The sequence below is a fragment of the Streptomyces sp. NPDC088197 genome (assembly GCF_044741185.1).
In the GTDB taxonomy this organism is placed as follows: Bacteria; Actinomycetota; Actinomycetes; order Streptomycetales; family Streptomycetaceae; genus Actinacidiphila.
In genome coordinates this window covers 194537-217972 of sequence record NZ_JBIUSD010000005.1, presented here as the reverse complement: position 1 = coordinate 217972, position 23436 = coordinate 194537, and the positions used below count along the sequence as shown (strand labels likewise).

Sequence of the window (23436 nt, the reverse complement as noted above, 5' to 3'; positions counted from 1 at the left end):
GAAAATTGGGCGGATCGTCACCAGGTCCGCGCCGTTCGACGGCCATAGCCTCATCCAAACCCGTGAGCCTGATCACACGGGCGGCACACAACCGGCTGGGGGCTGGACCTCTGGCCCGAGGAGGACGGGTCATGAAGCGTAAACGGTCCATCAGACTCGTGGCGGTCAGCGCCACCGTTGTCTGCTTGGCAGCGCTACTGGCTGCCTGCAACGGCGCCGAGAAGCCGGGAGCGACCGGCGGCAGGGCGGACCTCCTGCGGTGGGGCATCGTCGCGGACAGCCTCGACAGCATCGACCCGCTCACGCTGACCTCGGGCAACAACCTTCTCGCCACGGTCTACGACGCCCTGCTCACCGCCGACCCGAAGGGCCAGCTGGCCCCGGGGCTCGCGGAGTCGTGGGACACCCCGGACCCGCGCACGTACATCTTCCACCTGCGCAAGGGCGTCACGTTCTGGGACGGCACCGGGATGACGTCCGCTGACGTGGTCGCCTCGCTGGACTACGAGCGCCTGGCGCCGTCCCCGTACGAGTCGCTGTTCGTGAACGTGAAGGACGTGACCGCCAGGGACGCGAACACCGTCGTCGTCACGCTCAAGCAGGCTGATTCCAGCGTCCTGTCGCTCCTCGCCAGCGTGGGAGCGAGCATCTTCCAGAAGAAGTTCTACGACGAGCACAAGGCCGACTTCGGCAAGCCGGGCACGCTGACCATGGCGACCGGGCCGTACCGGCTCGACCGGCTGAACCCGACCGAAGGCGCGGACCTCACCGCCAACCCGGACTGGTGGGGAGGCAAGCCGGCGATCCAGAGGGTGTCGGTCAAGCCCTTCAAGACCGTGACGAGCGCCGCGCTCGCCTACCGGTCCGGCCAGCTCGACGCCGCGTACCCGCTCGCGGACCCGCGAGCCTTCGCCGCCAGCTCCAAGGCGAAACTGGTGAAGGTCCCCGGGTGCAAGCAGACGTTCATGTCACTGAACACCCAGGTCGCCCCGTGGGACGACGTGCACGTCCGGCGCGCCTTCGCCTACGCGTTGGACCGCAAGGGCCTCGCCGCCGCCGAAGGCGACGGCGCCGTCACCTACGACAGCCTGTTCCCGGCCCAGGTCCTGGCCAAGGTGGCCGACAAAGCGGACATCGACACCATGATCGGCTCGCTCCCGCCCTACGCGTTCGATGTGTCCAAGGCGAAGGAAGAGATCGCGAAGTCGAGCCACCCGGGCAGCGTCAAGGGAACCTTCGAGGTTCCCGACGACGGAATCCGCCCCAAGATCGCTCAGGCCATCGCCGGAATGGTGGCGAAGGCCGGCATCGAGCTGGACGTCAAGGTCCTCTCCGAGGCCCAGTACACCCAGCGCGTCGGCGAAGGAGCGGCCAAGAAGAAGATCCAGCTCACGATCCAGCGACTTGACTGCTCGGAGGAGCCGAACACCACGGCCAGCTATCTCCTCGACAGCTCGCAGGCGGACATCGCCTACGCGAACTACGCCGCGTACAGCAATCCGGAGGCCGACAAGCTGGTCAACGCGGGGATCTCCACGGCCGACCGGGCGGGACGGTTCCAGGCGTACTCCGCCCTGGACAAGCTCGCCGCGCAGGACGTTCCCTACATCCCGCTCTACCTCGGTGAGAACGTCCTGGCGCTGTCGGACAGCTTCACGTGGCCCGAGCTGAACCCGTTCTCCTCGGCCTACGGTCCGGCCGCGTGGGTGGCGCAGGTCAAGCCCGCGTCGTGACGGTGCCACGCGGCCGCGGTGACGCCGGCCGCGTGGGCCGCGAGCCCCAACGAGAAAAAGGCAACGATGCAAACACGAGCAATTTTCTTCCTAGTGCTGAGTCGGGTCCTGGTGTGCGCCGCGATGCTGGTCCTGATCTCGTTCGTCATCTTCTCTCTGCTGTACATCACGCCCGGCGACGCCGTGAGCAATCTGCTCGGCACCCGGAGGCGGACTCCTGAGACAGAGGAGCTGCTCCGGCAGCAGTACCACCTGAACGACCCGTTCCTCACCCAGTACTGGATCTGGTTGAAGGACGCCGTCCGGTTCGATTTCGGAAACTCGTCGGTCTCGACGCTTCCGGTCACGGACGAGATCAAGGCGCGGCTGCCGAATTCCCTGCTCCTCGCGGGCGTGGCCTATCTGCTGACCATGCTCATCGGAATCCCCCTGGGGCTGGCCGCGGCGGTGAAGAAGTCGACGTTCGTCGACCGCGGGATCGTGGCGTCGGTGATCGTCGGATTCAGCACACCGGTCTTCGTGGGCGCCGTGGCCCTGCTCTACGTGTTCGGGGTCCTTTTCGGATGGTTCCCGGTCTTCGGGGCCGGCAGCGGTTTCGTCGACAAACTGTGGCACCTGACCCTTCCGGCGCTCGCGCTCGCGATCTCCGGCGTCGCGCTCATCGTCAAACACACGCGGGCCGTGATGATCAAGGTGCTCGACCAGGACTACGTGACCTTCGCCCGGGCACGCGGGATGTCGTCCCGCCGGGTGTTCCTGTTCTACGCGCTGCGCAACGGCATGATCCCCGTGATCACCGTCAGCGTGCCCCTGCTCGCGTCCTTGGCCACCGGAGCGGTCCTCGTCGAGGTCACCTTCTCGATCCCGGGGATCGGCGACCTGCTCGTGCGGTCCGCGTCGAGCCAGGACCTCCCCACACTCCAGGCCATCGCGCTGCTGGTGGCCGCGCTGATCATGTTCGCGAACCTGGCGGCAGACATGCTCTACCTGGCCGCGGATCCACGCATCAGGCACGGAAGGCCGACCGCATGAGTGCCGCAGTCCCGCAGCTCGAAGATCCCGCCAGGCCCACACGCCGCTCGGCGCGCCCGTCCTGGACCGTACTGGCCTGCCTGGTGATCGTGGTCGGGGTCGTCGTCATGACCGTCCTCGGATCGGTCCTGGCCCCCCAGGACCCCGGCGCCCAGAACGTCTCGGACGTCCTCGCCTCGCCCAGCGCCGGGCACTGGCTCGGCACGGACGAACTCGGCCGGGACGTCTTCTCCAGACTCATCGCCGGAACACGCACCGCGTTCATCGGCCCGCTGGTCATCACCGTCGGCTCCATGCTGATCGGCAACCTGCTGGGTCTGTGGAGCGGTTACAAGAGAGGTGCCGTCGACGCGGTCGTCATGCGCTGGGTCGACTTCATGTGGGCGCTCCCCGGACTTCTCGTCATCGTGGTTGTCGCCGGTGCGTTCGGCGGCGGCTATTGGATGGCGGTGGCGCTCCTTCTCGTGCTGACGATCCCCTTCGACACACGCGTCATCCGAGGCGCGACACTGGAGCAGGCGCTCCTGCCCTACGTGGAAGCCGCGCGTGCGCTGGGCCTGTCGAACCGACGGATCATGCTCTTCCACATCTGGCCCAACGTCTCCGCGACCGCCGTCGCCAACGCGTTCCTGACCTTCGCCGGCGCCATCGTGACGCTCTCAGGACTGTCGTTCCTCGGATTCGGGGTCGACGCCGGTTCGCCGGACTGGGGCCTCATGCTCAAGGACGGAACCAGCCTGCTGTTCGAGAACCCCGCGGCGGCGCTCGGGCCCGGCGTCATGATCGTGGCGACGGCGATCTCGATGAACATCATCGGCGACTGGATGTACGAGGCGCTCTCGAGTCGTGGAGGAAGCAAGTAATGGCCCCCGAACAGTCGGACCGCGTGACGCGAGGGATGACCTCGGACACGGTCCTGAAAGTGCGCGCCCTCGGCGTTGACGCGGTCGGTCCCGACGGTACCCACCCGATCGTGACGTCGTTCGGACTCGACCTGTCCGCGGGAGAGACGATCGGGATCGTGGGCGAGTCCGGAAGCGGCAAGACCATGACCGCCCGCGCCATCATGGGTCTCCTGCCCGGATCGCTCGTCGCGCGCGGCGAGGTCGAGTACGACGGCCGCAATCTGCTGGAGCTGTCGGAACGCGAGTGGAGTCACGTCAGAGGACGGGAAATCGGGCTCGTACTCCAGGACCCGTTCACGATGCTCAACCCCGTGTTCCGCTGCGGGCGCATCATCGAGGAGTCGCTGATCTGGGAGGGCCGTCGGCGCCCGCCGCGGTCCGAACGCAGGGCGGAGGTCAACCGCCGGCTCGCCGAGGTCGGACTCACCGACCCCTCGGTAGCGGATCGGTACCCGTTCCAGCTCTCCGGAGGCATGCGTCAGCGCGTCGCTGTGGCCGCGTCGCTCGCCCGCGACCCGAAGATCCTGATCGCGGACGAACCGACGACGGCTCTGGACGTCACGACCCAGAAGGAGATGCTCACCCTCCTGCGCGGTGTCCAGAAGTCGCGCGGAATGAGCGTCGTACTGATCACGCACGATCTGCGGGTGGCCTTCGCGATGTGCGACCGCGTCTACGTGATGTACGGCGGATCGCTCATCGAGGTCGCGCCCGGCTCCGACCTGGAGGCCAAGCCGCTGCACCCCTATACCCAGGGCCTGTTGCTGGCCGAACCGTCTGTCGACCGTCGGGTCGCCGAACTCCCCTCCATCCCGGGGTCGGTCCCCAAGGCCCGGGAGACCACGGGCTGCTGTGCCTTCGCCACCCGGTGCGAGTGGGTCACGGACCAGTGCCGCCAGGGACCGCCGCCACTGATCGAGGTCGCCGACCTGCGGTATTCGGCCTGTGTCCGCCTGCCGGAGATCAGTCCCGACATGGCGGCGAAGCGGGCCAGGATCGACGTCGTGGAAGCTCCGGTGCGAGACGTACGGGCGGAGCGGCCGCTGATCGACATCCGGGACCTGCGCAAGGAGTTCCGCGTCGGGCAGCGCACCGTCCACGCGCTCGCCGGGGTGTCGCTACAGGTGAACCAGGGGGAGAGCGTCGCCGTCGTCGGGGAGTCCGGTTCCGGCAAGACCACCCTCGCTCGCACGCTGCTGGGACTCGAGCGGTGCACCAGCGGCGACATCATGATCGACGGCATTCCCGCGCACGACTGGTCGCGGCTGAGCGCGGCGGATCTCCGTCGCCTTCGCGGAACCGTGCAGATGGTCTTCCAGGACCCCTACGCGAGCCTCAACCCGATGCGGAGCATCGGCTCGGCACTGTCCGAGGCGATCAGGTCGCACGAGAGCGCCACCAAGCACGCTCCGGGCGCGGTGGCCGACCTGTTGAAGACGGTCGGTCTTCCGGCCTCGTACGCGCAACGCAGGCCGTCGGCCCTCTCCGGCGGAGAGCGTCAGCGCGTCGCGATCGCCAGGGCCCTAGCCGTCAACCCACGGCTCCTGGTCTGCGACGAACCCGTCTCCGCCCTGGACGTCTCGGTGCGAGCCCAGATCATCAACCTCTTCGCGACGCTCCAGCGCGAACGCGGAGTCGGTTTCGTCTTCATCACGCACGACCTCTCGATGCTGCGGCAGATCACCGAGCGCGTCTGCATCATGTACCGCGGACGGCTCGTCGAATCCGGTCCGGTGGACCAGATCCTGGACCATCCGACCGATCCGTACACGATCAAACTGCTGCGGTCGATCCCCCGGTCGGACGCCGACTGGATCGACGCACCCGTGTCGACCGAGGTCTGACCGACCGATACGCGCGCGATCCGCGGCGAAATCCGCCGGTTCGCCGCGGCGCGCCGCGCCCGGCCCGTCTGTCCGGGCCGACATGATCATCCGGCTTTCTGGTCCGAATGAACGAACAACGCGTCCGGAAGCCTTGGCAAAGTCCCTCCTTGAGCAACTGACGCACACGAGTGGAAGGGCTGCCGATAGTGGTGAATGGCGAGCATTGCGTGGTCGTTGGCGCCGGCGCCGCCGGCTTGTGGACGGCTTGGGCGCTGACCGAGGTCGGAATGCGCGTGACGGTGCTCGACGCCGGTGCCGCGGCGGCCGGCGCGTCCTGGGGCAACGCGGGCTGGATATGCCCCGCCCAGGCCGGGCCGGTGCCCGAGCCCGGCATCATCATGCACGGCCTCAAGGACCTGACCCGGCGTGATTCCGCGCTCCACTTCTCGCCCGCGGCCCTCCTGCGCCTCGGACCCTGGATCGCGACGTTCGCGCGCTACTGCAACGACCGGTCGTACTCCGACGGGCTGGCGGCGTTGTCCACGCTCGGGTACCCGTCCTTCAAACTCATCGAACGGCTCGGCCTCGACGAGCACTTCGACAAGACCGGTCTCCTGACCGTCTCCAAGAACCCCGCGGACATCGAGCACTTCATCGAGAAGATCGCGCCGCTGGCCAAGTTCGGGCAGGGAGCCACGACAGAGGTCCTGACGGGCGGCGCGGTCCAGGACCTGGACCCCACGGTGCCACGAGGCCAGGCGGCAGCGTTGATCGGCAACCACTGGCAGATCGTTCCCCACGCCTACATGGCGGCGCTGATCGAGAAGGTGGTCGCCGCAGGTGTCGAGATCCGCGAGCACGAGCCCGTCGAGCACCTCCACGCGCAAGGCGGACGGGTGCGAGCGGTGCGCACGGACCGCGGTACGTACGAGGCCGACCACGTGGTTCTCGCGGCGGGAGTGAACACCACCGCGCTGGCACGCTCGATCGGCCATCCCCTTCCGGTGATCGGCGGCAAGGGCTACAGCTTCGACGTCCGGCCGGGGCGGATGCCGAGGCAGGCGATCCAGACCCTCGACACGCACCTGGCGATCTCGCCGATGGGCGGCACGCTTCGCGTCGCCGGGGCGATGGACTTCACCAACTCACCGACCCGCATCCCCCCACGGCGCGTCAGGGCGATGCGGCGCTCGGCTCAGGCCCTCCTCGGGCCGTGGACCGACGAGTCGGCCGCCTGGTCGGGCCTGCGCCCCGTGGCTCCTGACGGCCTCCCCATGATCGGCAGGCTCGCGCCGGACTCGAACGTGTTCGCCGCCACCGGGTACCAGATGCTCGGCATGACGATCTCACCGGCCGCCGGAGTGCACCTCGCAGAGGCGATCGCCTCGGGGGACGACGGTCGTACCGGGCCGTTCTCGGCGCAGCGGTTCGCCCGCGGGAAGACGCGCAAGACGATGAGGGCCCAGGAGGGGAGTCGGGATGCGTAGTGATCTGGTGGTGCGCGGCGGCCTTGTCGCCGACGGCACCGGCGCACCGCTCAGACGCGCGGACGTACTGGTCCGGGGTGACCGGATCGTTCTCGTCGGCGAGGTCCCCGACACCGACGTGCCCGAGGTGGACGCCGCCGGCGCGTTGGTCGCGCCCGGCTTCATCAACGTGCTCAGCCAGGCCTACGAGTCGCTCCAGCGTGACCCCCGAGGTCTCTCCGACCTCTACCAGGGCGTCACGACCGAGGTGTTCGGCGAAGGCTACTCGCTCGGCCCCGTGGAGGGCCGGATGCGCGCCATCGCCAAGGACTACGCCGAGCGGACCCACGTCCGGCATGAATGGCCGCGGATCAACGACTTCCTGAACCACATGGCCGACGCGGGCGTCGGACCGAATGTCGCGAGCTTCGTCGGGGCGGACAACCTCCGCATGGCCTTCGCCGGTCAGCAAGACCGTCCGCTGACGCCTGACGAGCTGGCCGCCGCCCGCCGGCTCCTCGACGAAGAACTGGCGGACGGCGCGCTGGGTCTGGGCTCCGCTCTCATCTACGCCCCGGGCATGTACGCCTCGACCGACGAGCTGACCGCCTTCGCGGAAGTGCTCGCCGAGCACGACGCGCTCTACATCTCGCACATCCGCAACGAGTCCGACTCCCTGCTCGAAAGCCTGGACGAGCTCATCGGGATCGCCGAGAGGTCGGGAGCGCGGGCCGAGGTCTACCACCTGAAGGCGGCAGGCCGGGACAACTGGCCCCTGATGGCCTCCGCGATCCAGCGCATCGAGGAAGCCAGGGCCGGCGGCCTCGCCGTCACGGCCAACGTCTATCCGTACGAGGCGGGCGCTACCGGCCTGGACGCGTGCGTCCCCCCACGATTCCACGACGGCGGCCCGGACGCTTTGCGCGGCAAGCTCGCGCATGAGGACTTCCGGGAAACGGTCAAGGAGGCCATCCGGGCCCCGGGCGCCGACTGGGACAACTGCTACAAGAGCGCGGGCGGCGCTGACGGAATCCTGCTCCTGGGCGGCAACACCTCCGAGTGGAACGGCATGACACTCGCGCAGGTAGCGACGCGGCGCGGTGACGCGGATCCGCTCGACACGCTTCTGGACATCGTCGTGGCGGACTCGCAGATGATCATCGCGCTGTTCGAGATGACGGAGGAGAACGTCCGTCTCGCCCTGCGGAGCCCATGGGTCTCGGTCTGTTCCGACGCCGAAGCGTGGACGGCCTCTCCGCCGTACACCGACACCCCGACGCATCCGCGGGCCTACGGGTCCTTCGCCCGCGTCCTCGGTCCGTACGTCAGGGACGGCGTCCTGCGGATCGAGGACGCCGTCCGACGGATGACCAGCCTGCCCGCGCGGACGCTGCGTCTCACCGACCGCGGCGTCATCCGCGAGGGCGCCTTCGCGGATCTCGCGATCTTCGAGCCCGACAGGGTCCGGGACCTCGCCACCTACTCCCACCCGCACCAGTACGCCGACGGGATGCGGCACGTGATCATCAACGGCGTCGTCGCGTTCCGCGGGGGAAAGCCGACCGACGAGCTCGGCGGGCGCGCGCTACGACGCGGGACCCGGCCGACGACGAGCGGCTTCCGAGCCCGGTGAACCCGTCGACGAACGACGAAGGAGAGCGATGACAACGCCGTTCAGCGGCATACTCGCGGCAGTGGTGACCCCCTTTCGCGCTGACGGTTCGACCGTCGACGCCGGGGGAGTCCGTCGCCAGGTCGAGCACATCGTCGGTGCGGGCGTGCACGGCGTGGTGCCCTTGGGCAGCACCGGCGAATTCACGACGCTCAGCAACGCGGAGCGGAAGGAGGTCGCCGACCTCTACCTGAAGGCTGTGGACGGTCGGGTGCCCGTCGTCGTGGGCACCGGAGCGTTGACCACCGGCGAGACGATCGACCTCACCCGGCACGCGGCTGACGCCGGTGCGACGGCGGTCATGATCGTGCCCCCCTACTACGGCGCTCTCGGCTGGAAGGAGGTCGTGGCGCACTACGGGGCCGTCTCCGACGCGGTGGACATCGACATCATGTTCTACAACCTGCCGGACGCCACGGGACTGGACATCTCGGCCGGGCGGTTGGCCGAGCTCGCCCGGAGCACCCGCGTGACGTCGTTCAAGGACACCGGGGGTGACGCGGTGAAGTTCGCCACGGTCCTTCACCACTACGCGGACGTCATCCAGCCGCTCAACGGCTACGACACCCTCACGTTCTCCGCCATCGCCGCCGGCGCGCGGGCGGGAGTCTGGGGAGCGGCGAGCGTCATCCCTCAACTGTGCGCGGACTTCTACGAGACCCTCGCGGTCCGCGGCGACATCGCCGAGGCGCGGAAGCAGTGGACGAAGATCTTTCCGATCTGCGAATTCCTCGAGGCGCACCCGTACGCAAGCGCGATCAAGACCGGCCTCGACCTGGTCGGCGTCCCCAGCGGACCCCCCCGACTCCCGGCCCTCCCCCTCACCCCCGAGCACGCGACCACCTTCGCCCGGCTCCTGCGCGAAGCCGGGATCGACCTGCCCCGCTGAGGGGTTCTTCACATCGACCTCGCACATCACCACCGGCGTGTTCGTCTCGCACCGCAAACGCCTCGGGCCGGTCACAGGTGCCCGGCGGAGCAGCAGCCGACGCCTCGGATGCGACTGCGCCGGGTCCTGAGCCGGGACCGGCCGAATTCGCTTCGCCATGACGCCACTTCATGCGCTCTTGCATCCGACGGGCTGTCAGGACAGGCTTTCCGCGGAGCCCTGTGAACGCCTGTTCAGTGGGAGGTGAGCGCGTGACCGCGCCTGACCAAGCGGGGATCGAGATCGTGCGGGCGACTTCGGCGCATGTCCCGATGATCTTCGCGTTGGCACAGTCCAGGAATCTGGACGGAATCGACCCGGTGGAGGCCAGCCGAGACGGATTCCTGGTGTCGGAGTACACCGACGAGATGTACCAAAGGCGACTGGTGAGCGCCGAGCACTTCTACGTGGCCGTCAAGGGAACCGACGTCCTGGGATTCCTCCTGGCCTACAGCGACGCCCAGATCGAACCTGACGAGTGGCTGAACCACCGGATCAAGACCACGCTCGGCAGCTTCCTGGTGATCAAGCAGGTGTGCGTGGCCCGTGACGCGTCGCGGCAGGGCGTCGCGTCACGCCTGTACCACCATGTGCTGGAGCGCTGGACGGCCAACCCGGTGATCGCCGCGGTGGTCAACGAGCCGCTCAATGAGGCGTCGAGCCAATTCCACCGGAAGCTGGGCTTCGAGGAACTGACACGGTTACGACCGCCGGACGGCCGTCTGCGCGTGGTGTGGGTCTCGCGCAAGCCGCGTGAGTCGATGTTGCAGACCCAATACGAGATCGCGGTCGACTTATACAAGCATGAGGACCTCCTCAACTGGAACAAGCTCAATAACTTCCTCTACATCACCGCGGGCCTCGCGGCCACCTTGGCGTTTACCCTCGGTAAAGAGGGCGCTCAGTCAAGGGAAGTGGCCCGCGGCGTCGGAGCGGTCATCACGGTGATCGGGTTCGTTTCCGGGCTGGCGTTCGCCGTCATGCTGCGCTATGGACGCCGCTATTTGCAGACCCGCAAGAGCACGGTCGTGGAGCTGGAAGAGCACATGGCGTGGCACGGCGGGCAGCGGATAGTGGGACGCCGGCTGACAGAGCCGGGATCAGGGTGGCTCCAGGCGTCCCCGACCGGTCTCGTGATGGTGCTGCTTCCCGTCTTCGTCTCACTGGGCTGGCTGGCGATGCTGGTGGTCGTGCTGACGAACTGATGCTCCCTCAAATACCCCTCTACGACGGTGCCGTGTGGGGTCAGTGCGGCTTTCGGATGCTGTCGATGATGCGGGTCCAGTTGTCGCTGCCGTGGCCGTTGTCGATGGCGCGGCGGTAGTGGGCCTGGACGGCCAGGGGGAGCGCGGGGTCGAGGCCGAGTGACGTGCTGGTTTCGACGATGTGGTCGGATGTCGCGCCCATCATGGTGACCGTGCTGAGGCCGCCGGGGTGTTCTCCGGCGTCCAGCGCGGTGCCGGGGGTCGCTTCGCCGGCCCTGAGGATGGCGCCGATCGAGTCGGCGGAGGAGAGCAACTCCGGCAGTGCTTCCTTCGCCGTCATTCCCGCGGTGCCCAGCATCGCGGTGGCGTGCATCAGTGCGGACAAGGTGGTGAGGAATACCGTGAGCTGGGCTTGGTACATCATCTGGGCGAGACCCGGATCCACGCCCAGATACTTCGGCGCGCCGAGCAGCGCCAGTGTCGGCCGGTGGCTCTCCATCGCCTCGGTGGGGCCGCTGTAGTAGACGTGGGCCGCGTCCGTGCCGACCATCGGTGCCGGGACCATGACACCACCGGTGAGGAAGGTGGCGCCGTGGGCCGACGCCCAGGATGCCGCTTCGCGTGAGCGGTCAGGGGTGTCGGAGCTCAGGTTGACCAGTGTCCGGCCGGCGAGCGACGCGGTGGCGCTGTCGAGGATGTCGTACATCGCCTGGTAGTCGGTGAGGCTGAGGATCACGAGGTCACTTGCCTCGACCGCCTCGCGGGGTGTCGGTACGAGGACCGCTCCGTCGGCGACGACGCCGTCGGCCCGGCCGGCGGTGCGGTTCCAGACGGTGACCGGGTGGCCGGCGGCGAGGAGGGTACGGGTCATCGCCTGGCCCATCGGGCCGAGTCCGATCACGGTGACAGTGCTGTGTTGCCTGGTGGTGCCGTGCTGTTGTTCGTTCACCTCTTCATGCTCGGAGAGGGCCACTAATCTGGGAAGTACCCACTATTTTCTGCGGTACTTACCTTTTAGTAAGGGGATCAGCGATGGCGAGGGCGCCGAGGTGCGGGCCTTACATCTGCGGCATCGACGCCGCGCTCGACGTGGTGAGCGGCAAGTGGAAGGGACTCATCCTCTGGGAACTTGACGCCCATCGTGTGCGCCGCTTCGCCGAGCTCCGTCGCGGACTGCCCGGAGTGAGCGAGAAGATGCTGACGCAGCACCTGCGCGAGATGGAGGAGGACGGACTGGTGCACCGGAAGGTCTTCGCCGAGGTGCCGCCGCGGGTGGAGTACTCCCTGACCGAGCACGGGCGCACGCTCAATCAGGCGCTCGGGCCGCTCGGCGTCTGGGGGAGCGAACGGATGCGTCGCGAGGGCTCCGAAGTGGTCGAGGTGGCCGAGATCTCCCACGGCTGAGGGCTGTCCGGTACAGATCCGAACCTCGTCTCGGGCACGGTGAGCCGCCGTGCGGCCGTACCGGTGGTTCTTCGGCCCGGTGCGCTTCGGCGGGCCCATGGGCCCGCGGCGCGTCCTCCCGTCGTACGCCGGACAGTTCGTCGGGGGTCAGCCGCAGCAGCGGCCTGGGGCGGCCGTGTCCTCCCGCGGCGAACAGGTGCGTGGCGCCGGTGAGGAACAGCAGGATGTCCGCGTCCAGTTCGACGGCCAGCAGCGCGGCCGTCCGATCCGGGTCCACCGTCACCGGTACGGTCCGCAGGCGCGCGGTGCCGCGTTCCCGCATGACGGGGATGCCGCCGCCGCAGACCACCACAGTGCCGTCGGCCAGCAGTTCCCGGACGACCTGAGCCTCGGGAACGGCCTGCGGGCGTACGCGGGGCCGGTCCGGCAGGCTCACCTGCGGGTCGTGGGCGCCGACCTGGGCGTGGGTCACGAGCGCGACCACGGTACGGCCGACGAGCACGGATTCCAGCGCGCGTACCAAGCGCGATCCGGTGACGGCCTGGGTCTCGGCGGGAGCGCGCCGTGGACGATGACGACCTCGTGACCGGCCCGGAGGAGCTCGGCCAGCGACGCGGCGCAGCGTCCGTCGGAGGAAGGCGGCAGCGCCTTGCCGGCCGGGCCCCGGTGGACGGCCGGTGCGGGACAGGTCTCATCCGGCCGGCTGCAAAGCCCAGTAGTGCGGGTCGATGGGGGCTTGCCGCACCACGATGCGGCCGGTGACGTCGGGGCTGTCGACGAGTTTCCCCCACGAGTTGGAGTGGTCGCTGGGGGTGTGCTCGATGTCGGCCCAGACGACGCTGCCGGGTCCTGCGGAGCCGTAGGAGACGGTCCACTCGGCGTACTTGTCGGAGCAGGCGTCGGTGACCTTCACGTGGTAGTCCGTCGTCAGGCCCAGGCAGGTGCGCGGGTCGGAGTCCGGTGTGGAGACCTCCATGGTTCCGTTGGGGCGTTGCCGTACCTGCCAGTTCGCCGACGTGGAGGCGGTGTCCGTGCAGGCGCCCAGCGCCACCATGCCGATACGCGCCTTCGTTTTGGGCCAGGTCAGGCACATGCCGTCCTTGAGGGCCGCGAAACGGTAGACCCCGTCGACGAGCGGGGCGGCGTGGGCGGGTTGCGCGAGTGCCGCCGTGGCGGCGGCAGCGGCGGCCATGATGGCGATGACGCGTGAACGCATGGGGTGGGACTCCTCGAACAGCCGTGGTCGATCTGATCGCGCGTCACGGGCGCGCGGTCGACGCGCGGCCCGCCGGAGACGGCGGCGGCACCGATCCTGGAGCACCGGCCCGCCCGGCGGCAGCCCGCGGTGGCCGCTGTCACCCGGCTGGCTGAGCCGCGTCACCCGATGGCGTGGCGGTGAGAGGTCCCCGCGCTGTCGCGGGTGCCAGCGGTGCCGCTCGTCGGTGGTCCCACGGACCCCTTGGCCGATACGCCGCGCCGGTCAGCTCGCCGGTTCGCTGCGGGCGGTGTGTTCGGCCTGCGCGGCGAGGAAGTCCGCGAAGCCGCCGCGGGCGCGGCCGTGCAGACGGGGCGAGGTCATGACAGGGGCGGCCGAGGTGCGCAGGACGCGATGACCGCGGCCGACCAGCGCGGCGACCAGTGCGTGGTCCTCGCCGACGTCGAGCGGCGGGAACCCGCCCACATCGCGGTAGGCGCTGGCACTCAGGCCCAGGTTGGCGCCGTGGACATGGGGGTGGTGCCAGTGGGCGCCGTCGGTCGGACGGGTGGCTTCGTAGCTGAGCTGGTGCCGGACGGTGAGGGCGGTCGCCGTCGGCACGGTCACGGTGCCGACCACCGCGTCCCACCCGTCACGGGCGAGAGCGCTGTGGTGTGCCAGCCAGTGCGGGGGTACGGCGCTGTCGGCGTCGGTGGTGGCGAGCCACACCCGCTCGTGCGGGACGGCGATCTCCGCCAGCGCGTGCTCGGCGCCCTCGGCGCGCGCCCGGCCCGGACTGCGGAAGCCGACCGGCACCACGAGGGCTCCGGCCCGGTGCGCGATCCGGGCCGTGCCGTCACGGCAGGAGTCCGCGACGACGACCGTGCGAATCCGCACGGCGGCGAGTGCGGGGTGGCGCGCGGCAGCCGCGACCGCCTCCAGCGCGGCGGGCAGGAGCGCCTCCTCGTTGTGCGCCGGGATGACGACGGCGATGGCCTCGACCCTCACACCAGACCCTCGCGCTCGGCGGGACCGGGCGGGCTGCTCCCGTCGGCCAGGTCACGGCCGTGGACCTGGAGGACGAAGTCGGCCTCGCGGTGATCGGCGAGCAGTGACAGCCCGGGCAGGCCGGTCACGCGGTCCGCGATCTCGGTGCCCGTCCACAGGTGTTCGGGCACCGGGTGGTTCCAATGCACGGTGACGAGATGCCCGCCGGGCTCCAACGCCGTCCGGGCCCGGTCCAGAAGCATGTCGAGATCGGGAGCGGCGAAGTAATAGAGCACTTCGGACAGCACGACCAGATCGAAGGAGCCGTCCGGCCACTCGTCGGGCAGTGTGAGCTGACGCACCGTCACATTCTCTGCTGCGGCGGTACGTTGCCGAGTGGTCGCCACGGCGGACGCGACCCGGTCGCAGGCGAGTACCTCGTCGCAACGGGTCGCCAGTCGGCGAGTCAACTCACCGACCGAGCACGCGGGTTCGAAGGCCCGGCGGTAGCGCGGCAGGGGGAGCGCGGCCACGGTGATGTCGTACTTGCGCCGCTCGTACCAGCGTTCGGCGAGGTGCCAGGGGTCCTCGCCCCCGCCGTACATCGTCTCGAAGTAGGCGGCGGGCGTACTCGCCGCGTTCGTCCGGCTCACTGGAACATCACCTCGTGCGCGCGGAGGTGGTGGGCCACCTCGTCAGGCGGCAGGACCGCGGCGTCCTCCGGCGCGGGGCCGATGGGCTCGACCTGGGTGGCGAAACGGGCGACCGCGGCGCGCTTGCGGGCCTGGACGTCCGCGGGCAGGGTGACCCGGTGCGCGGAAGGCCACGGGACACGCGGGTCGCCGGGGCGCGCCCAGTGCCACATCCACACGGGATACATCAGGCAGGGCACGGACGCCTGCGCGGCGGCGGCGAGCGCGGCCCGTCCTGCGGCTTCGTGGTCACCGTGGACGTCGCCGATCCACGGCGCGAGGCACAACGAGGCGCCCTCCAGCACCGGGACGAGTGCCTTGACGATCTCGTCCTCGTGGAAGGCCACCCGGGTGTCCGGCACTTGCAGCCGGACGACGTGGGCCGCGCCCGTGCCCAACGCCGCGAGGGCCTGGCGGAGTTCTTCGGCGCGCAGCTGTGTCAGCCGCCCGGGCGTGACGGCTTTGCTGTCGGCGTGCGACTGCTCCCCGTCGGTGACGGAGACCACGGTGAGGGCGGTCCCCGCGTCCGCCAGCATCGCCATCGTCCCGCCGGCGCCCAGCACTTCGTCATCGGGATGCGCGGCCACCACGACCACCCTTCCCGCCTCGGGCAGCCGCAGCTCGGGAAGCGCGCGCCAGCCGTCCCAGTCCCGCCAGAGCGCCTCGTCGGTGCCCGGCGCCTGGATGGGGTTGGCGTATGCGGGCGACGGGCCTGGTTGCTCGCTCACGACGGCTCCTTGCGGGCGGCGAGGCCGCCCAGTTCGGCGAGGTTGCGCTCGGCGTGGTGTTGGCGGATGTACACGGTCAGGTCAGCGGTGTTCCGGGCGTGGCGTTCGTCGTGGCACAGCGGACCGGCGCCGGTGGCCCGTCCCACGTGCGTGAGGACGTCGGCGCACACGGACTCGACGAACGCGCGGGTGCGCAGGCTCCGCATCCGCGCGGTGCCGCCGGTGTCGGAAGGATCGCCGTCGATCTCCGCTGCGGCCTGCTTCAGCACGGCCGCCGCGGCATGGAGCAGCATGTCGACCGCGCCCATGTGCGCGTCGGTGTGCGGATCGGGGCCGCGATCGGCGGCGGCGCGCAGCAGAACGTCGGCGACGGCGCGGGCCCCGCCGTACCAGCAGGCGGCCACGCCGATACCGCCGTGCTGGAACCCCGGCCGCTTCAGATAGCCGCCGACGTCGCCGACCGGCACACCGGGCACATGGTCGAAGCGCACGTCAGGGGTGTCGCTCCCGGCCATCCCGACGGCCTGCCAGGTGCCCGGCACCGGGCGGCAGCCGTCGGCCACCCCCGTCCGTACCGCGAACAGCCGCTTTCCCCGCTCCGTCGCCGCGGTGACCAGCGCGTGGGTGCAGCTGTGGGCTCCCGAGCAGTACTGCTTGAGCCCGGTCAGCACCCAGCCTTCGCGGTCACGGGTGGCGTGCAGTCCTTCGCCCGGCGGTTCGGCCGCCCACACGCCCCACCGCTCTCCCGGCCGGGGCGGCGGCGCGTCCAGTTCCGCCAGGATCGCCGCCGCGTCCACGTGTCCTTCGAAGAGCCGGGCCGCGCACAGATCCCGCTCGGCCACCGAGGTGAGGACGGCGAAGCGCTCCGCCGTACGACCCGAGCCCGGCAACGGGCAGTCCAGCGCTCCCGACGTCAGAGCGGCCACCAGCTCCGCGAAACGCTCCGCCGACTCCCGGGCCGCCGCCGCGACGGGAAGACCCGTCGCCGCGTCGTGTGCCGCCGGATCAGGAGCGGTCGCCGGTGGAGCGGTGGCGGGCCCGTCCTGCCGCGTGGTGCTCCGCATGTGTGGTGGCCTCCCTCGGTGACGACTCGTACGCATTCACAGCCTCACCCGGGACAGTGGCGTACGCATCCGGATGCCCCGCGGGGGCCGTCCTACACCGTCGCGTGGACAGTTCCCATGAGAATGAGCGGGAGAGCCCATGGGTGGCCACTATCCGGGTAGGGGACCAGGTGAGGCTCCACACGCGGTGCCGGACAACGGCACCGCGTACCGAAGGAGGGTGAGCCATGTTCAAGGCCATCGCAGATGTACTCGGAAAGATCGGCAGCGCTGTCGCCACGGTGGTGTCCCTGCCGTTCCGGGCCGTGGGCCGCCTGTTCGGCGGAGCGTCCGACACCGCCCACGGTCACCACTGACACATCGGGCACCCTGGCGTCACGCCGCGGGGGCTTGTCTCGGGTCACCGCTCCGGATGCGGGCGTCCGCCGCTTCCCGCAGGATGACAGAGTCGCCGACGTTCTCGGGACCGTCCTGAGCTGGGCTTTTCAGAGGGCGCCGCACCATGGCGGGACCGGAGCAGCGTCGCCTCGGCCGCGACCGGTGCCGCGGGGTGCGTACGGCCCGGTGTGCTCTGGCCGCACTCGACCGTGATGAGCCGGTCGCCGCGCGCCCCGAGCACGGAGCCGGACGGTGCCAGCCGTATACCCCTCTCCGGGCGCTCGGTCGCGGCCCTCGTCGGCCTTGACGGAAGAAGGAGTCAGCCATGCAGATCACGATCGTCGGTGCGGGCAACATGGCCCGCGGCATCGCCACCCGCGCCCTCGCGGGCGGCCACCGGGTCCGTCTCGTGGACAGCAACCGGGCCAAGGCGGACGCCCTCGCCGCCGACCTCGGCGCGGACGCGAGCGGCGCGGACTTCGACGCGCTGGACGGCGCGGACATCACCGTGCTCGCCCTGCCGTTCGAAGCGGCGAAGACGGTGGCCCGTGAACACGCCCGGGCCCTCGCGGGCAAGGTCGTCGTGGACATCTGCAACCCCGTCGACTTCTCCACCTTCGACTCGCTCGTCACCCCGCCCGGCGTGGCCGCAGTCAGCCTCGTCGCGGCCGAGGCTCCGCAGGCCCGCTTCGTCAAGGCGTTCAACACGACGTTCGCGACCACGCTCGTGGCCGGCGAAGTGGCCGGTCAGCCTCTGGACGTGTTCATCGCCACGGATGACGACGACGCACGGGCGACCGTCACCGAATTCGTCACGAGCGGCGGCCTGCGCCCCCTCGACGCCGGACCGCTGCGCCGCGCCCTGGAACTGGAGGCGTTCCAGTTCCTGCACATGACGCTCCAGGACCGGCTCGGACTGAAGTGGTCCAGCGCGATCAAGATCATTCCCGAATCCTGAGGTGTCCCCATCGTGTCCGCCGCGAAGGGCTGCCCGGGCGCCCGCGTCGTGGTCGGCCGAACCAGCTCGGTTCAGGGGCGCTGGACCCGGACGGCGTCCGGCCGCGTCCGGCTCATGTACCAGCCGTCGACGCGGGGCCCGATGAGGTCGGACGGCCAGCCCGACAGCCCGACGGCGGCGTCGTAGACGGCGTCACCGAACGTCACGATGGCCTGGTGCGGGTCGGCGGTCTCCCTGAGCCTGTCCCACGGCAGGAGAACCAGACCGGCGTCGGGATTCCAGACCGCCCCGTCGACACCCCAGGAACGGCCGTCGAGGCCGTCCGGCTGAGGCCAGATGTAGGCGTACATACCGGCGCCGGGCGCTGTGGCGTCCCCGAAGGAGAATCCCACCGCCACGTACTCCCGGAGCTGGGCGTTCTGCATGAACGCCGGACGATCGGGCGGCGGATCGGTGGGCCGCGCCCGGTGCCGCGTCGCGGACAGGTCGAAGCCGCCCCACATCACCCCGACCCGGGGGCGGTGCCCGAGGAAGGGCGCCTGCCACGTTTCGAGTCCGCCGGCGGCGAGGTTCAGCGCTTGCCACATCAGCCGGGCGACGCCGGGATCCCAGGCGCGTTCGACGTGATCGTCCTCGAAGGTCGGCTCGCAATCCGGAATCTCGCAGATCAGCGAAGTACGCGGCCGGGTTATGCCCAGCTCGGCCGCCGCGTCGCGGAACGCCGCGTAGAACGCGGCGACTGATCCGTCCGACAAGGGCACCGTCCGCGAGCCCGCGTCGGCCTCGACGACCACGTCACCGTCGAGCAGGCGGTAGTGCACCGCGAAGGTCACCCCTCGCCGCCGGAACGTCGGCGTCCTGAGCCCGCGGGGAGTGACGTCGAGGACGACGTTTCCCCAGCCGACCTCGAAGGGCTCGTCGAGGGTGTACTTGCCCGCGACCTGCACCACCCGGTTGACGTATCCGACCATGGCCGCCATGTCCTCGTGGACCAGCGTCGGCCATCCATTGCGACGTTCGCTCACCGAGAGCCTCCCAGTGCGTCGATCGGGTCGGCAGAAGGGATGCGTCGTGGATCGCGTGGGCCTTGCGGACCGTGGCGCGATCGTAGGGCCATTTTCGCACGCGGGTCACGGCCCTGCCCGCTCGGTCACGGCCCTTCCCGCCCGATCACGGTCTGATCGACGCCGAGCCGACGCGTGCGTACACGGCCGTCCGCGCGTCGTGGCGCGCCCGTGGAAGGCGGAAGGCGGCCGGTGCGGGTACGCGGGCGGCGGGCGGCCCCGGGTCGCCCGGCAGCGGTGATCACGAATGCCAGGTCAGGCAGCACGGCAGGGGCCGGGTTACCGTCGGGTCATCGAGCTGGTCGACCAGCAGGTCGACCATCCGGGCAACCCCCATCGGCGAGGAGCTGGCGGCTGTGGCGATCGACGATTCCACCGGTACGGCGGCTCCCGCGGACGTCGTCCTGGCCGGACTGCCGGAAATCCGTTCCGAGCTGGAGGACGTCTACCGGGACCTGCACGCCCATCCCGAGCTGGGCCACCAGGAGCACAGGACCGCGACCCGGGTGGCCGAGCGCCTGACGGAGTGGGGCTACAGGGTGCACGCGGGTGTCGGCGGCACCGGCGTGGTCGGCGTACTCGCCAACGGCGACGGGCCGGTCGTCCTGCTGCGGGCCGACATGGACGCGCTGCCGGTCCGCGAGGACACCGGTCTCCCGTACGCCAGCACGGCCACCGCCACGGACGAGTCCGGCCGGGACGTCCCCGTGGCCCACGCCTGCGGCCACGACATGCACGTCACCTGTCTGCTGGGCGCGGCCAGGCTGATGGCGGCCTCCCCGACGTCGTGGCAGGGCACGCTCGTCGCCCTGTTCCAGCCCGCGGAAGAACCCGGGGACGGCGCCGACCGCATGCTCGCCGACGGTCTCGCCGACCGCGTCCCCCGCCCGGACGTGGCGTTCGCCCAGCACGTACTGCCCTATCCCGCCGGGACCCTGGGCACCCGCTCCGGGTCGTTCCTCTCGGCGGCGGACAATCTGAAGATCACCGTCCACGGCCGGGGTGCCCACGGCTCCGCTCCCCAGGCCGCGATCGACCCGGTGGTCATGGCATCGATGATCGTGGTCCGCCTTCAGACGATCGTCTCCCGAGAGCTGGCCGCGACCGAGCCCGCCGTACTGACCGTGGGTTCCGTCCACGCCGGTACGACCGGCAACGTGATCCCGGACACGGCCGAGATCCAGCTCAATATGCGCACCTACGACGAAGGCACCCGTGAAGCCGTCCTGGCCGCCGTGCGGCGCATCGTCACAGCCGAGTGCGACGCCTCCCGCGCGACCCGGGACCCGCAGTACGAAGAGGGCGGCCGTTTCCCGCCGACCGTCAACGACGAGGCCGTCACCGCCGACGTCTCCGCCGCGTTCACCGCCTACTTCGGCGGGCGGGCCCGTACCAGCGCGTTGCAGAGCGCCAGCGAGGACTTCAGCCGCGTCCCTGACGCCTTCGGCACCCCGTACACCTACTGGGGCATCGGCTGCACCGACCCCGACGCCTACCGTGCGGCCGAGCGGCGCGGCACCGTCGCCCAGGACATCCCCGTCAACCACAGCGCCCGCTTCGCCCCGGTCCTTCAGCCCACCTTGGACACCGGCGTGCAAGCCTTGGTCGTCGCCTCCCTGACCCGGCTCGCCCGCCCCGAGCACCGACGCGGCTGAAGCGCCGGTGGTCAGCGCTTCGCGCCGTCGTCAGGAGCGCGCGAGGCGGGCCGCGAGGTAGGGCGCGGTGGCGCTGCCGCGGGCCTTCGCCACCTTGTCCGGCGGGCCCGCCGCGACCACCCGCCCGCCCGCGTCGCCGCCGCCCGGTCCGAGGTCGATGACCCAGTCGGCGGTGGCGATCGTGTCGAGGTCGTGCTCGACGAGGACGACCGTGTTGCCGGCGTCCACGAGCCGGTGCAGCTGTCGTAGCAGCAGCGCGATGTCCGAGGGGTGCAGCCCCGCCGTCGGCTCGTCGAGCAGGTAGAGCGCGTGCCCGCGGCGGGCCCGCTGCAATTCGGTGGCCAGTTTGATGCGTTGCGCCTCGCCGCCGCTGAGTTCCGTCGCGGGCTGCCCCAGCCGCAGGTACCCGAGTCCCACCTCGCGCAACGTCTCCAGACTGCGGGAGGCGGCCGGGACGGCGGACAGGAACCCGGCGGCGTCGTCGACGGACATTCCCAGCACTTGCGCGATGTTCTTGCCGCGGTAGGTGACTTCCAGCGTCTCGGCGTTGTAGCGGGCGCCCCGGCAGGTCGGGCACGGCGCGTAGGTGCCGGGCAGGAACAGCAGCTCCACCGCGACGAATCCCTCGCCCTGGCAGGTCTCGCACCGCCCTTCGGGCACGTTGAAGGAGAAGCGCCCGGCCGAGTAGCCGCGCGCCCTGGCCTCCTCCGTCCCCGCGTACAGCCTGCGCACCGCGTCGAACATCCCCGTGTACGTGGCCAGGTTGGACCGGGGAGTCCGGCCGATGGGCCGCTGGTCGACCCGGACCAGCCGGTCGAACGACTCGACCCCCGACGCGTCCTGGACGTCGACCTCCAGCTCCGCCTCGTCGGGCTCCTCGGGTACGAGCCCGAGGTGGCCGCGGACGACCTCGGCGAGCACCTGCGTCACCAGCGTCGACTTCCCGGAACCGGACACACCCGTCACCGCCGTCAGCACGCACAGCGGCACGTCGACGGACACATCGCGCAGATTGTGGCGTGAGACGCCGCTCAGACGCAGCCAGCCGTGCGGTGTGCGCGGGCGGTGTTCGAGCGGCTGGGCGCGCCCGAACAGGTACTGGCTCGTGGCCGACTCCGCGACCCGCTCAAGACCGGCGACCGGGCCGCTGTACAGCACGCGTCCGCCGCCCTCACCCGCGCCGGGGCCGATGTCCACCACCCAGTCCGCCCGCCGCACGACGTCCATGTCGTGCTCCACGACGAACAGCGAATTGCCCGCCGCCTTGAGGCGGTCCAGCACGTCCAGCAGCGGTTCCGCGTCGGCCGGGTGCAGCCCGGCGGAGGGCTCGTCGAGGACGTAGACGACGCCGAACAGCCCCGAGCGCAGTTGGGTGGCGATCCGCAGGCGCTGCGCCTCGCCGGGCGACAGGGTCGTCGAGCGGCGCCCGAGGCTGAGATATCCCAGGCCCAGGTCGAGCAGTACGTCGATCCGCGCGACGAGATCGCCGCAGATCCGGACCGCGGCCTCGGTCGTCTCCCCGGACCGGGCGGTCGACGTGGTGGCGTCGGCCTCGGACCGCCCCACGACGGGCCGCAGCAGCGCCACGACCTCGGTGAGCGGCATCGCGTTGATCTCTGCGATGGAACGTCCGGCGAAGGTCACCGCGATTGCCTCGGGCCGCAGTCCGCTGCCGTGGCACTCGGGGCAGGGCACACTCCTGACGAACCGGAGCGCCCGTTCGCGCATCTTGTCGCTCTTGGAGTCGGCGAGGACGTGCATGACGTGCTTGCGCGCGCTCCAGAACGTGCCCTGATAGCCGTAGTCGACGCGGTCCTCCTGCGGCTGGATGTACACGGAGGGCTGCTCGTCCGTGTACAGCAGCCAGTCCCGGTCCTTCTTCCTGAGCCTGCGCCACGGCCGGTCGATGTCGATCCCCAGGCCGCTCACGACACTGCGCAGGTTGGCGCCCTGCCAGGCGCCCGGCCAGGCGGCGATCGCCCCCTCGCGGATGCTCAGCGAGGGGTCCGGGACCAGCAGGTCCTCGGCGACGTCGTGCACGACGCCCAGCCCGTGGCACTGCGGGCAGGCGCCTGCCGCGGTGTTGGGTGAGAACGACTCGGCCTCCAGCCGCACGGCCCCCGGGGGGTAGGTGCCGGCGCGGGAGTACAGCATGCGCAGCAGATTGGACAGCGTCGTGATGGTGCCGACCGTCGAGCGCGAGCTGGGGGAGCCGCGTCGCTGCTGCAGGGCGACGGCCGGTGGCAGTCCGGTGATTTCCCGCACATGCGGAGCGCCGACCTGTTGCAACAGCCTTCGGGCGTACGGTGCCACGGACTCGAAGTAGCGCCGCTGGGCCTCCGCGTAGAGGGTGCCGAACGCGAGCGAGGACTTGCCCGAACCGGAGACGCCGGTGAAGGCGACCATCGCGTCCCGCGGAACGTCGACATCGATGTTCCGCAGATTGTTCTCACTGGCGCCCCGGACATGCACGAAGGGGTCGGTCGCGTCCTTGTCCACTGTTCCTGACTACCCGATCGCGCCCGCATCCGCGCGACAGGCGCC

The 23436-nt window shown here is 70.3% G+C and carries 21 protein-coding genes; 12 read left to right on the top strand and 9 right to left on the bottom strand.

Translation table 11 applies throughout. The annotated features are described in order from the left end of the window. Window positions 1–185: 185 nt before the first annotated feature. From ACIOC1_RS15355 to ACIOC1_RS15320, 8 genes are all read left to right on the top strand, one after another. Window positions 186–1733: an ABC transporter substrate-binding protein gene (locus tag ACIOC1_RS15355; RefSeq protein ID WP_401854560.1), complete on the top strand. Its 1548-nt coding sequence runs from the start codon at window positions 186–188 to the stop codon at window positions 1731–1733. A gap of 18 nt (window positions 1734–1751) precedes the next feature. Continuing rightward, complete coding sequence (locus ACIOC1_RS15350; RefSeq protein WP_391048013.1) at window positions 1752–2765, top strand: ABC transporter permease subunit; 1014 nt, start codon at window positions 1752–1754, stop codon at window positions 2763–2765. Continuing rightward, window positions 2762–3628: an ABC transporter permease gene (locus tag ACIOC1_RS15345; protein ID WP_355335169.1), complete on the top strand. Its 867-nt coding sequence runs from the start codon at window positions 2762–2764 to the stop codon at window positions 3626–3628. The genes ACIOC1_RS15350 and ACIOC1_RS15345 overlap by 4 nt, the downstream gene beginning before the upstream one ends. Window positions 3629–3738: 110 nt before the next feature. Then, entirely contained in the window at window positions 3739–5514 is a 1776-nt protein-coding gene (locus tag ACIOC1_RS15340; protein WP_401854558.1) for a dipeptide ABC transporter ATP-binding protein, read from the top strand. A 170-nt stretch (window positions 5515–5684) separates the two neighbouring features. After that, entirely contained in the window at window positions 5685–6983 is a 1299-nt protein-coding gene (locus ACIOC1_RS15335) for an NAD(P)/FAD-dependent oxidoreductase (protein WP_401854556.1), read from the top strand. Continuing rightward, window positions 6976–8595: an amidohydrolase family protein gene (locus ACIOC1_RS15330; protein WP_401854554.1), complete on the top strand. Its 1620-nt coding sequence runs from the start codon at window positions 6976–6978 to the stop codon at window positions 8593–8595. The genes ACIOC1_RS15335 and ACIOC1_RS15330 overlap by 8 nt, the downstream gene beginning before the upstream one ends. Before the next feature lie 28 nt (window positions 8596–8623). Further along, window positions 8624–9523, top strand: coding sequence for a dihydrodipicolinate synthase family protein (locus tag ACIOC1_RS15325; protein WP_401854552.1), 900 nt, complete (start codon window positions 8624–8626; stop codon window positions 9521–9523). A 251-nt stretch (window positions 9524–9774) separates the two neighbouring features. After that, window positions 9775–10767, top strand: a complete 993-nt coding sequence (locus ACIOC1_RS15320; protein ID WP_401854550.1) for a GNAT family N-acetyltransferase — start codon at window positions 9775–9777, stop codon at window positions 10765–10767. Between the two features lie 40 nt (window positions 10768–10807). On the opposite strand, the gene ACIOC1_RS15315 is transcribed toward ACIOC1_RS15320, so the two are convergent. Beyond that, window positions 10808–11716: an NAD(P)-binding domain-containing protein gene (locus ACIOC1_RS15315; RefSeq protein ID WP_355335156.1), complete on the bottom strand. Its 909-nt coding sequence runs from the start codon at window positions 11714–11716 to the stop codon at window positions 10808–10810. An 83-nt stretch (window positions 11717–11799) separates the two neighbouring features. Between ACIOC1_RS15315 and ACIOC1_RS15310 the strand changes: the two genes are divergently transcribed. Further along, complete coding sequence (locus tag ACIOC1_RS15310) at window positions 11800–12171, top strand: helix-turn-helix domain-containing protein (protein WP_355335155.1); 372 nt, start codon at window positions 11800–11802, stop codon at window positions 12169–12171. On the opposite strand, the gene ACIOC1_RS15305 is transcribed toward ACIOC1_RS15310, so the two are convergent. The 6 genes from ACIOC1_RS15305 to ACIOC1_RS15280 form a co-directional block, all read right to left on the bottom strand. Then, a complete protein-coding gene (locus ACIOC1_RS15305; RefSeq protein ID WP_401854900.1) occupies window positions 12074–12793 on the bottom strand; it encodes a hypothetical protein in 720 nt (239 codons plus the stop codon). The genes ACIOC1_RS15310 and ACIOC1_RS15305 overlap by 98 nt on opposite strands. Before the next feature lie 69 nt (window positions 12794–12862). Beyond that, window positions 12863–13387: a hypothetical protein gene (locus tag ACIOC1_RS15300; protein WP_355335148.1), complete on the bottom strand. Its 525-nt coding sequence runs from the start codon at window positions 13385–13387 to the stop codon at window positions 12863–12865. A 264-nt stretch (window positions 13388–13651) separates the two neighbouring features. Beyond that, window positions 13652–14374: a glycosyltransferase gene (locus ACIOC1_RS15295; protein WP_401854547.1), complete on the bottom strand. Its 723-nt coding sequence runs from the start codon at window positions 14372–14374 to the stop codon at window positions 13652–13654. Further along, a complete protein-coding gene (locus ACIOC1_RS15290; protein WP_401308156.1) occupies window positions 14371–14958 on the bottom strand; it encodes a class I SAM-dependent methyltransferase in 588 nt (195 codons plus the stop codon). Before ACIOC1_RS15290 ends, ACIOC1_RS15295 begins: the two co-directional genes overlap by 4 nt. A 44-nt stretch (window positions 14959–15002) precedes the next feature. After that, window positions 15003–15773 carry a PIG-L deacetylase family protein gene (locus tag ACIOC1_RS15285; protein WP_401854545.1) on the bottom strand — a complete coding sequence of 257 codons (771 nt, stop codon included), beginning with the start codon at window positions 15771–15773 and terminating at the stop codon, window positions 15003–15005. Then, window positions 15770–16837 (bottom strand): acyl-CoA dehydrogenase, encoded by a 1068-nt coding sequence (locus ACIOC1_RS15280; RefSeq protein WP_401854543.1) that lies wholly within the window; start codon window positions 16835–16837, stop codon window positions 15770–15772. Before ACIOC1_RS15280 ends, ACIOC1_RS15285 begins: the two co-directional genes overlap by 4 nt. A 227-nt stretch (window positions 16838–17064) precedes the next feature. Between ACIOC1_RS15280 and ACIOC1_RS15275 the strand changes: the two genes are divergently transcribed. Both ACIOC1_RS15275 and ACIOC1_RS15270 read left to right on the top strand, forming a co-directional pair. Continuing rightward, the gene (locus tag ACIOC1_RS15275) at window positions 17065–17193 is read left to right on the top strand and encodes an LPFR motif small protein (RefSeq protein ID WP_355335140.1); all 129 of its coding nucleotides are present in this window, start codon (window positions 17065–17067) and stop codon (window positions 17191–17193) included. Window positions 17194–17540: 347 nt separating this feature from the next. Beyond that, the gene (locus tag ACIOC1_RS15270; RefSeq protein ID WP_391047979.1) at window positions 17541–18173 is read left to right on the top strand and encodes an NAD(P)-binding domain-containing protein; all 633 of its coding nucleotides are present in this window, start codon (window positions 17541–17543) and stop codon (window positions 18171–18173) included. A 71-nt stretch (window positions 18174–18244) separates the two neighbouring features. Here ACIOC1_RS15270 and ACIOC1_RS15265 read toward each other — a convergent pair whose 3' ends face one another. Beyond that, window positions 18245–19198: a DUF5996 family protein gene (locus ACIOC1_RS15265; protein WP_401854541.1), complete on the bottom strand. Its 954-nt coding sequence runs from the start codon at window positions 19196–19198 to the stop codon at window positions 18245–18247. 395 nt (window positions 19199–19593) lie between these two features. On the opposite strand from ACIOC1_RS15265, the gene ACIOC1_RS15260 reads away from it, so the two are divergent. After that, on the top strand, window positions 19594–20892 hold the full coding sequence (locus tag ACIOC1_RS15260) for an amidohydrolase (RefSeq protein WP_401854539.1): 1299 nt from the start codon (window positions 19594–19596) through the stop codon (window positions 20890–20892). A 30-nt stretch (window positions 20893–20922) separates the two neighbouring features. Here the strand turns inward: ACIOC1_RS15260 and uvrA are convergent, their stop codons facing one another. Continuing rightward, on the bottom strand, window positions 20923–23391 hold the full coding sequence (uvrA, locus tag ACIOC1_RS15255; protein WP_401854537.1) for an excinuclease ABC subunit UvrA: 2469 nt from the start codon (window positions 23389–23391) through the stop codon (window positions 20923–20925). Between the last annotated feature and the right edge of the window lie 45 nt (window positions 23392–23436).

Bases quoted from the DNA above. Each gene is read 5' to 3' on its own strand.
- ACIOC1_RS15345 (WP_355335169.1), top strand. From the start codon at position 2,762: ATGAGTGCCGCAGTCCCGCAGCTCGAAGATCCCGCCAGGCCCACACGC.
- ACIOC1_RS15330 (WP_401854554.1), top strand. From the start codon at position 6,976: ATGCGTAGTGATCTGGTGGTGCGCGGCGGCCTTGTCGCCGACGGCACC.
- ACIOC1_RS15325 (WP_401854552.1), top strand. From the start codon at position 8,624: ATGACAACGCCGTTCAGCGGCATACTCGCGGCAGTGGTGACCCCCTTT.
- ACIOC1_RS15310 (WP_355335155.1), top strand. From the start codon at position 11,800: ATGGCGAGGGCGCCGAGGTGCGGGCCTTACATCTGCGGCATCGACGCC.
- ACIOC1_RS15300 (WP_355335148.1), bottom strand. From the start codon at position 13,387: ATGCGTTCACGCGTCATCGCCATCATGGCCGCCGCTGCCGCCGCCACG.
- ACIOC1_RS15290 (WP_401308156.1), bottom strand. From the start codon at position 14,958: ATGTACGGCGGGGGCGAGGACCCCTGGCACCTCGCCGAACGCTGGTAC.
- ACIOC1_RS15280 (WP_401854543.1), bottom strand. From the start codon at position 16,837: ATGCGGAGCACCACGCGGCAGGACGGGCCCGCCACCGCTCCACCGGCG.
- ACIOC1_RS15275 (WP_355335140.1), top strand. From the start codon at position 17,065: ATGTTCAAGGCCATCGCAGATGTACTCGGAAAGATCGGCAGCGCTGTC.
- ACIOC1_RS15270 (WP_391047979.1), top strand. From the start codon at position 17,541: ATGCAGATCACGATCGTCGGTGCGGGCAACATGGCCCGCGGCATCGCC.